Here is a 9,403-nt window from a genome sequence, read left to right as displayed (position 1 = left end):
CCCCACTGCCCCGCCCCACTGCCCACGGCTGACCCCGTCCGACCTCGGGCCCGCACAGAGTCGCCGCGTGCACGGCCTCACCGACAGCCGCACCGACGGCTTCCCCGACGCCCTCGCTCATCGGCTCACCTATCGCCTCACCGTTCGCCGCGCCACCGCGCCGGTCACCGGCGGCCGCGTACCGCAACATCGGAGTTGATTGTCTTGAACCCCCTGACCACCAGCGCCTTCGACCTCCCCGACCGCCTCGCCGCCAAGGCCGACCCGGCGCTGATCGCCGGCGACGAGGAGCACTTCGCGGCCGTCGCGGAGTGTCTCGAACAGTCGATCGCCGAGCTCACCGACCACCTCGACACCGCGCGCCGCGCACCCGGCGGCCTGGGCCGGCACGCGATGGACCGGGACACGGAGATCCACCGGCTGACCGCACGGCTGCGCACACTGCGCCGCTTCGGCCTCGACCTGTGCCTCGGGCACATGGTCGCCGCCGACGACCCGGAGCCGGTCTACGTCGGACGGCTCGGCCTCACCGACAGCACGGGCCGCCGGCTGCTGCTCGACTGGCGCTCCCCCGCGGCCGAGCCGTTCTTCGGGGCCACCCACGCCAACCCGATGGGGCTGACGAGCCGCCGCAGGTACCGCTGGACGAACGGCCGGATCGGCGACTACTGGGACGAGGTGTTCGCCGCCGACGGGCTCGACCGGCACGCCGCGCTCGACGACCAGTCCGCCTTCATCGCCAGCCTCGGCAGCGACCGTTCGTCCCGGATGCGCGACGTGCTCGGCACCATCCAGGCGGACCAGGACGCCATCATCCGTGCCGGGTCGCGCGGCGCGCTCGTCGTCGACGGCGGTCCGGGCACCGGCAAGACCGTCGTGGCCCTGCACCGCTCGGCCTACCTCCTGCACTCCGACCCGCGCCTCGGCCGGCGCAGGGGCCGCGTGCTGTTCGTCGGTCCGCACCGGCCCTACCTGGCGTACGTCGCCGACGTCCTGCCCAGCCTCGGCGAGGACGGCGTACGGACCTGTGTCCTCGGGGACCTGGTCCCCGAGGGCGCCGCGGCCACGGTCGAGACCGACCCGGAGGTGGCCCGGCTGAAGTCTTCCGCAAAGCTGGTGGGGGCCGTCGAGACCGCTGTGAGGTTCTACGAGGAGCCGCCGACGGAGGACATGACCATCACGACCCCCTGGTCCGACATCCGGCTCGGCGCCGCCGACTGGGCGCTCGCCTTCGAGGCTGCGGAGCCCGGCACCCCGCACAACGAGGCACGCGAGCAGGTGTGGCGCGAACTGCTCGACATCCTGATGGCCAAGCACGACGTGGACGCCCCGGAGGACCAGCTGCGCAGGGCGCTGACGCGGGTCAGGGAACTGCGCGCGGCGTTCGAGCGCGCGTGGCCGCTGCTCGAACCGGCCGACCTCGTCGGGGACCTCTGGTCGGTGCCCGCCTACCTGCGCCTGTGCGCGCCCTGGCTCGGCCGCGAGGACGTGCGCCGGCTGCAACGCGCGGAACCCCAGGCATGGACGGTGTCCGACCTGCCCTTGCTGGACGCGGCGCGGCAGCGGCTCGGCGACCCGGAGACGGCCCGGCGCAAGCGGCGGAACGAGGCGGTGCTCGCCGCCCAGCGCGAGCGCATGGAGCGGGTGGTCGACAACCTGATCCAGGCCGTGGCGGACTCCGGCGCCGACGGTGACGAGGGCGAGGGCCTGGTGACGATGCTGCGCGGCGAGGACGCCAAGGTCAGCCTGGTCGACGAGGCGGAGCTGCACCCGGTCGACCCGGACGAGCTCGCGGGCCCGTTCGCGCACATCGTCGTCGACGAGGCCCAGGAACTGACCGACGCCGAATGGCAGATGCTGCTGCTGCGCTGTCCCTCCCGGAGCTTCACCATCGTCGGGGACCGCGCGCAGGCCAGGCACGGGTTCACGGAGTCGTGGCGGGAACGGCTGGAGCGGATCGGCCTGGACCGGATCGAGCTCGCCTCCCTGAGCGTCAACTACCGCACCCCGCAGGAGATCATGACGGAGGCGGAGCCGGTCATCCGGGCGGTGCTCCCGGACGCCAACGTGCCGACCTCCATCCGCGCGGGCGGTGTGCCGGTCACGTACGGATCCGTCGCTGATCTGGACTCCGTCGTCGCCGGCTGGCTCGCCGCGCATGCCGAGGGGATCGCGTGCGTCATCGGCGATCCCGCGTTCCGTCCGACGGCCCGCGTGCGCTCGCTCACCCCTCAGCTGGCCAAGGGGCTGGAGTTCGACCTGGTCGTCCTCGTCGACCCGCAGAACTTCGGCGAGGGCGTCGAGGGCGCGGTCGACCGCTATGTGGCGATGACCCGGGCGACCCAGCGACTCGTCGTCCTCACCAGCTCCTGACACGACGGGAGCGGGCCGGCGGTCTCCAGGTACGGGGAAACCGCCGGCGCCCTCCGGGCCGGCGCCGTGCGGGCGGCGCTCAGGCGTCGGCCATGAGCCCGGCGGCGACCGTGGCACCCAGCTCCCAGCACGCCCCCACGTCGGCCTTGCCCGGTTCGCCGGTGACGGTGACCGCCTCGGCGGCCCGGCGCCAGCCGAGCCCGGTGGTGACGGCCTCGATTGCGCGGACCGCGCCCGTGACGTCGTTGCCGCCGTGGACGTAGTAGCCGAAGGGCCTGCCCCGGGTCTCGTCCAGGCACGGGTAGTAGACCTGGTCGAAGAAGTGTTTGAGGGCGCCGGACATGTAGCCGAGGTTGGCGGGGGTGCCGAGGAGATAGCCGTCGGCGTCGAGGACGTCGGAGGCGGTGGCGGCCAGTGCCGCGCGGCGCACGACCCGGACGCCTTCGATCTCCGGAGTGGTCGCCCCGGAGAGGACGGCCTCGAACAGGGTCTGGCAGTTCGGCGAGGGCGTGTGATGCACGATCAGCAGAGTAGGCACAGCCCGGAACCCTGCCCTGCCGGTGCCGCCGCCCGCAAACGCGCCGGGTGCCCCGCGCGCGGCGTTGTGGGCCCCGGACCGGGGGTGCGACGATGCCGGTCACCTGGAGGGAAACGGGAGGAGTGGACGTGACCGAGGAGGACCGCCGGGCCCCGGCCGCCGTGGTGTTCGACGCGCTGGGTCTCGACTACGAGAAGGCGTTCGTCTCCTCCGAGGGGCACCGGGCCTCGCTCCAGTGGCTGCTGCAGCGGCTCGAACCGGGCAGCCGGGTGCTGGACGTGGGCAGCGGTACGGGACGGCCGACCGCGCTGACGCTCACCGGGGCCGGCCACCGGGTGCTCGGCGTCGACGTCTCCCCCGTCATGGTCGAGCTCGCCTCCCGCCAGGTGCCCGGAGCCGAGTTCCGCCTCGCCGACATCCGCGAACTGCCGCTGAAAGAGGGCGAGTTCGACGCGGCGTGCGTCTACTTCTCGCTGCTCCAGATGTCCCGTGCCGAGCAGTCGGCGCTGGTGCGCGCGCTGGCGCGTGCCCTGCGCCCCGGTGGGCTCGCGGTCCTGGCCACCGTCCCGCTGGACGTGGAGGGCGTCGACGGGGTCTTCATGGGGCAGCCGGTGCGGCTGACGAGCTACTCCGCCGAGGACTTCGCGGCCGTGGCCGCCGCGGCGGGCCTGACGGTACTGTCCGCCGAGCACGCCACCTTCTCCCCGGCCCACCCCGACGCCGTGCCCGAGCCGCACCTGTTCCTGTACTGCCGGCGCGACGCGGACTGAGCCCCGGCCGGCCCCCAGCCGTACGCGATTTATCCGTACGGCCCTGTCGGCACGCTCGGTTACAGTGGCCGCTGCCAACCGGAGGGGAGACAGCGGTGCAGGTCAGGGTGGGGTCGGGGCGGGCGCGCGTGGTCCAGGCCGTGGTGCTGGCGGCCGTGCTGGGCGGTTGCGCCCAGCCCGACGACTCGGCGGCCAAGCCGTCGGGGAGCACGTCGGCCAAGGGCGCGGGAGCGACGAGTGCCGCCGCGGCGAGCGGTGGCACGATCGGAGCGGCCGGTTCGGCCTGCGAACTTCCGGTCAGCTTCGACATCGCCAAGCACTGGAAGGCCAAGGGCATCGCGGCCGGGAAGGAGCTGTCCAAGGCGTCGAAGGGGTCGGACGGCGACCTGTCCGGAGCGCTCGCCGACAGCCTCCTGCGCCAGGGTCCGGTCACCGCCGCCTGCGAGATCGACGCCAAGCCCGCCGGCCACATCGGGTTCCTGCGCGTGTGGACCGGCGAGGCGCGGGACGCCGACGCGCGGTCGGTGCTGCGGCAGTTCGTCGCCGCGGAGGACAACGTGAGCAAGGAGAAGTACCGCACCGTCAGCACGGGCGGCGGCCTCCACGGCGTGGAGGTGGAGTACCTCTACACGAGCAAGCTCCTGGACGAGACGAAGCAGGAGCGCGCTCTCGCGGTCACCACGGCCGACGGTCCGGTCGTCCTGCACCTCGGCGGGATGGACACCGAGGAGCACGAGGCGATGCTGCCCGCCTACGAACTCGCCAAGCGGACCCTGCGGGCGGGCTGACGGACGTCCGTGCCCCGGTCGCTCACTCCGGTGCCGTGGCCCGGCCCAGATAGGTGAGCGGGCCGGGGTCCGCCACCGGGATCACGTGGAAGCCGAGCCGGTCGTAGAACGCGCGGGCGCCCGTGTTGGCGGTGACCATGCCCAGGTGGACGGCCGGCACGCCCTGTCCGTGCAGGGCGTCGAGCAGTGTACGCATCAACCGGCGCCCGTGCCCGTGCCCTTGCCAGGGCGGCAGCAGGTCGATGTGCAAGTGGGCCTGGTAGGCGATGAGTTCGGGCAGGAGCATGCGCTCCGGGTGGTACAGGAGGCCGATCATCTCCTCGGTGGGCGTGCGCGGCGGCGCCGTGGGTGCCGGGTACCGGCCGGCCAGCCGGGGGATCCACTCCTGCCTGAACTGCGTCACGAACCGCTCGGTGTCCGCGGTGGCGACGACGTACCCGACCGCCCGGCCCGCTCCGTCGTCCAGGACGAAGGCGAGGTCCGGATCGAAGTGGCAGTACGGCTCGGCGAAGAGGGACGGCATCAGTCGCGGGTCCGGGTAGAGGGCCCGGGAATCCCCTCCGTCGTGCGCGGTGCGGACGCAGATGTCGGCGACCGCGTCGCGGTCCGCCGGGCGGTAGGGGCGGACGGTGGGGCTCGAGTCCTTGGACGAGGGTGGCATGGGGCCATCCTCGTAGAGTTGGGAGCGCTCCCACAAGAGGTTTGCGGTGCGGTGGACGGACGACGGCGGCCCCACCACGGTGTGGTGGGGCCGCCGTCGCACTCGGTCGTACGGGCCGTCAGTAGCTCAGCCGCCTGGCTCGCAGCAGCATGACGAGTCCGGAGAGGGCGAGCAGCACACCGATCGCCGCGGGCCACAGGTGCGCGCCGGTCTCGGCGAGGCTGCCCTGGTTCCCCTGGGCCTCCTGCTGCGCGGCCGGCGCCTGGGTCTGGACGCCGGCGGGGGTCTGGGTGGCCTCGCCGACCTCACCCGCGCCGGAGCCGGACGGCGTGACGGAGGCACCGGCCCCGCCGGCACTGCCGCCCTTGTCGGCCTTGTCAGCCTTGCCGCCCTGGTCCGCCGTCGTGGACCCGGTCGACTTGCCCGCGTCGTCGGACTTGCTCCGGTCCGTGGAGTCGTCCTGACCGGCGGGCTTGTCGTGCGTGGTGGACCGGTCGTGCCGGGAGGGCTGGTGGTGCCCGGCCGGCTGGTCGTGCTTGGTGGTGTTCGCCGGTGCGGTCGTCGTCCCGGTCCCCGGTTCCTGGGCCGGGGCGGAAGTGGCCGGGGCCGGGGCCGGCGGCGCCGCCGTGGCGGTCGCACCCGGGTCGGCCGTGGCACCGTCGCCGGGCGTCGCCGTGGCGCCGTCGCCCTGGCTCGGGCTGGGGTCCGCCGTGGCGCCCGAGCCGTCACCGCCGCGCGCTCCGCAGGTACGGCCGGAGTTGATGCAGTCGACCATCTGGCGCATCAGGTCCTCGTCGAAGACGTTGATGAAGTCGCCGTGGTCGGTGACCGGCTTGTGCAGCTGCTCGGGGAAGGAGTCCACCGCGAAGAGCGGGACCGTGCGCCCGCCGTCGTTCAGGCTCGGCGCGGCGACGTCGTAGACGATGCGCTGCACCAACTGGGGAATCGCCTCGAAGCCGTCGGGGCAGGCGCCGTCCGGGGTGGCGAAGGCCACGTGCGTACGGTGGTTGGCGCTGTCGATGTTGCGGCCGTCCCAGCAGCTCTGGAAGTGGAAGGTGCGCACCACGTCGCTGCCGGGCGGGCACAGCGGGTACTTGTCCTTGAGCTGGCGGTTCTCGTAACCGGTGCAGCTCCAGGAGGCGTTGGCGTTGGCGGGGCCGTTGACGAATGCCTTGGCGTCGCCGGTGATGATGCGCAGCAGGCGCGGCATCTCGGTGACCTTGCCCCGCGGGCTGCCCACGAAGGTCAGCGTGACCTGTTTGGGGGTGACGATCTGACCCGCGTTGCCCTCGGTGCCGCCGCCGGGCGAACCGGCGTCCCGTTCCTGCTTGCCGTTCTGCAGACGCAGCACCGGCCAGTAGTACGTGGACCTGTCACCCCGGTCCACACAGCTGGTGTCGGCCTTGGCCAGGTCGTCGTCGCTGGCGAAGGCGTTGTTGGACTGGTTGCCCACGTAGTCGTGGAAGTGGTGGGCACCGTTGGAGACACCGGGGGCGACGATCACGTTGTCGGAGTTGAACAGGCCGCCCGCGTTGACACCGCAGTCGGAGGTGAAGCTGCCGCGCGAGGCGTCGGCCTGCTGGGGCGGGTTCGGCACGTTGGGCTGGACGGAGGTGATGTCCGTGTAGTCGGAGACGACGGGTCCGTTGCCGCCCTGCCCGGCGCCCGCCTGCCCGCCGCCGTTCTGGCCCTGGCCGCCGCCCTGCTGGGAGCCGCCGCCCGGGGACACGGTGTCCTGGCCCGCGCCGGCCGTCTCACCACCCGTGCCGTCCTGGCCGGGCCGCAGCGTGCAGGCGGCCAGGGACTCGAGGCCCTCCGGCCGGTCGCCCACCCGGTCGATGGCGACGGCTATGCGCTCGATGGTCGCGGCCCGCTTCTCCTTCAGCGGGTTCATGATCGATTCGTCCGCCGAGGCGGGGTCCTGCCTGACGGCCTGTGCCGAGGACTGGAGTTGCTGGTAGGCGGCCGCCGTCTGCTGGTCCAGTTCGGCGAGTTGACGGTCGACCTCGTCACGCGCCTCGTCCGGCACGGCGGTCAGCCGGGTGCCGACGTCCGGGCAGTCGATGGTGGCCATGCCCGCCGACTTGACCTGTCCGGTCGCGCCGGTGCCGTCCTGCCCGCTCCAGGAGCCCTCACTCGCGGAGGCGTAGACGTTGACGGCGACGAGACCGCCTCCGCCCAGCATCAGGGCGACCGCTGCGAAGGTCGCGCGTCGTGCGCCGGTCTGGCGTCTGCGCCTGTTGCGTACCACGGTGGTCCCCTTGTGTGAAACGGTCGGTCGGGCGTGGAGTTCCCCCGCCCCCATACGGTCGGCGGCGCCCTTGTGTTCAACCGGATCGGAAATTAACAGGGACCTCACAGAAAAGCGCAACCACCCCGCCAACGGTCGGGTACGGCGGATCGACGGCCGAAGCGGTCCCGGGGGAGGCCGACAAGCCTGCCCAGTCGAACAACGCGGCGAACATCACGAATATGTATCGGACATACCGCCCGCCGACCTTCACACGAGGGACACAAGTTGGCTAGGTTGACGCCAGGCCGCCCGGCTGCCCCCTGCGAATCCGCCGTGGCGCCCGGAGCCGGGGCTCGACCGACTCCGGGATCGGCCCAACTGCCCTGAGGGGCGAGGAAGGAGTACGTCTTCCATGGCGCCGGAGAGCCCCGACGAAGTACGGCAGCGGATCGACTCCCTCTACGAGCGGGCGGAGAACGCGACGGGGAACTACAACGCGACCCGGGCCATGACCGCGGCCACCCGTTCCAGAGGCGTCCCGCTGGCCAAGCGGTCCGGCAGACGCACGGACCCCGAGCTCGACGCGGTGTCCCGGCAGTGGTTCGACGGGGCGCGCGCCAAGCTCGGCCCGACCGTCCCCGCCGTGCTCCCCGCCGACCGGCAGCCCGCCCGCCCGGCGGCGCCCGCCCGCTCCCGGGACCGGGCGGACGGCGACGCCAGGGAATCCCTCGCCGCCGATCTCGGCCTGCCCGAACTGCCGCCGGCCCGGCCGGCCGCCCGCCCGGTGGCCGCGCTGCCGGCCGGCCCTTCGGCGGGCCCGGCCGGCCACCCGCGCCCCTCCCTGGAAGCGGGAACCGCGGCCCTGCCCGGCGGCCGGGACGTGGAACGTCCGGGCCACGCGCTGGAGTTGCCCGGACCGGCCGGCTGGACCGCGGCGACCGCCACCGACCGCGGCGCACCCGAGGCCGCAGACGGACCCGGCTTCCCCCAACTCACCGGCACCGGCGCGGCGGCGCCCCTCGCCCTCAGCGCCACGGGCACGACCGCCGCACCCACAACCGGCGGGATGGCCGGAGGGACAGCCGGAGGGATGGGCGGCGGGATCGCCCAGCTCGCCGAACCGGGTGCGTTCGCCCGCGAGTTGTCGCCGCCCGGAGGGGGGCCGACGCCGGGCTCGGGCGGCGCCCCGGGCGAGACGGCCGTCCTCCCCGCCGTGCCGCTGCCCACCACGCCGGTGCGCGAGCCCAGGCAGCTGACGCTCTCCGCCGCCGCGCCCCGGCGCCCCTCCCCCGCGGACTTCAAGGCGACCAACCGACGCAAGCTCGCCCTGGCCCGGGATGTGCTGTCCCGCCACACCGCCTCGCTCAGCACGCCACCCATGGCCGTCGCCCCGGTGCCGCAGGACGCCTGGAACACCGGGGCGCAGGACGCCTGGAACGCTGGGGCGCAGGACGCCTGGAACACCGGGGCGCAGCGGGTCCTGTTGCCGTCCGCCCTCGAGCAGTCGGGCCAGTGGCAGCAGTCGGGTCAGCCGGCCACCGGGCAGTGGATGCAGCCGCAGTGGGGCGCTTCCGCGGTGATGACACCCACGGGCCCGGCCGCCTCTCTCCCCACGGTGACTCCCGCGACGGACACAGGGGCTTTCGCCTCCGTCACCCACACCGATCAGTACAGCCCGCTCACCGACACGGGCTCCTTCGCCCGAATCGCCCCCGGCTCGCTGACGGACACGGGCTCGTACGCGGCCGTCGTTCCCGACCCGGTGAGCTCCACGGGGTCGTACGCACCGGTCGTCGGCAACCCCCTGCCGGACACCGGCTCATACGCTCCGGTCACCGCCGATGCCCTGACGGACACCGGTTCGTACTCTTCGGTCACCGCCACCCCCTTCGCGAACTCGGGCTCGTACGCCTCCCTCGCTTCAGTCGCCGCCGACCCGGTCACGAACACCGGCTCGTACGCCCCGATCCCCGCCGGCCCCTGGCCCGGCACGGGCTCCTTCGCACAGGCCACCGCCACCCCCCTGGCCGACACGGGGCC

8 protein-coding genes are annotated in these 9,403 nt (G+C 73.5%); 5 read left to right on the top strand and 3 right to left on the bottom strand.

Annotation, left to right across the window (positions count from 1 at the left end; all coding sequences use genetic code 11):
- Together V7E45_RS35665 and helR are read left to right on the top strand one after the other, a co-directional pair.
- A partial coding sequence (locus V7E45_RS35665; RefSeq protein ID WP_333778419.1) for a hypothetical protein occupies positions 1-199 on the top strand: 199 nt, incomplete at its 5' end.
- Between the two features lie 5 nt (positions 200-204).
- Positions 205-2,373 (top strand): RNA polymerase recycling motor ATPase HelR, encoded by a 2,169-nt coding sequence (gene helR, locus V7E45_RS35660; RefSeq protein ID WP_333778418.1) that lies wholly within the window; start codon positions 205-207, stop codon positions 2,371-2,373.
- Between the two features lie 79 nt (positions 2,374-2,452).
- On the opposite strand, the gene V7E45_RS35655 is transcribed toward helR, so the two are convergent.
- Entirely contained in the window at positions 2,453-2,911 is a 459-nt protein-coding gene (locus V7E45_RS35655) for a flavodoxin family protein (protein ID WP_333778417.1), read from the bottom strand.
- 128 nt (positions 2,912-3,039) lie between these two features.
- Here V7E45_RS35655 and V7E45_RS35650 point away from each other — a divergent pair, with 128 nt between their 5' ends.
- Together V7E45_RS35650 and V7E45_RS35645 are read left to right on the top strand one after the other, a co-directional pair.
- A complete protein-coding gene (locus V7E45_RS35650) occupies positions 3,040-3,681 on the top strand; it encodes a class I SAM-dependent methyltransferase (protein WP_333778416.1) in 642 nt (213 codons plus the stop codon).
- 95 nt (positions 3,682-3,776) lie between these two features.
- A complete protein-coding gene (locus tag V7E45_RS35645) occupies positions 3,777-4,469 on the top strand; it encodes a lipoprotein (RefSeq protein WP_333778415.1) in 693 nt (230 codons plus the stop codon).
- Positions 4,470-4,491: 22 nt separating this feature from the next.
- Here V7E45_RS35645 and V7E45_RS35640 read toward each other — a convergent pair whose 3' ends face one another.
- Positions 4,492-5,130: a GNAT family N-acetyltransferase gene (locus tag V7E45_RS35640; protein ID WP_333778414.1), complete on the bottom strand. Its 639-nt coding sequence runs from the start codon at positions 5,128-5,130 to the stop codon at positions 4,492-4,494.
- 118 nt (positions 5,131-5,248) lie between these two features.
- Positions 5,249-7,315, bottom strand: a complete 2,067-nt coding sequence (locus V7E45_RS35635; RefSeq protein WP_333778420.1) for a DUF1996 domain-containing protein — start codon at positions 7,313-7,315, stop codon at positions 5,249-5,251.
- A gap of 460 nt (positions 7,316-7,775) precedes the next feature.
- Here V7E45_RS35635 and V7E45_RS35630 point away from each other — a divergent pair.
- On the top strand, positions 7,776-9,403 hold a 1,628-nt coding region (locus tag V7E45_RS35630; protein ID WP_333778413.1), incomplete at its 3' end, for a hypothetical protein.

The sequence above is a fragment of the Streptomyces sp. IBSBF 3136 genome, from assembly GCF_036815105.1.
Taxonomy (GTDB): Bacteria; Actinomycetota; Actinomycetes; order Streptomycetales; family Streptomycetaceae; genus Streptomyces.
Note: the sequence above shows the minus strand (reverse complement) of the source record. Positions and strands in the feature narration are given on the sequence as shown.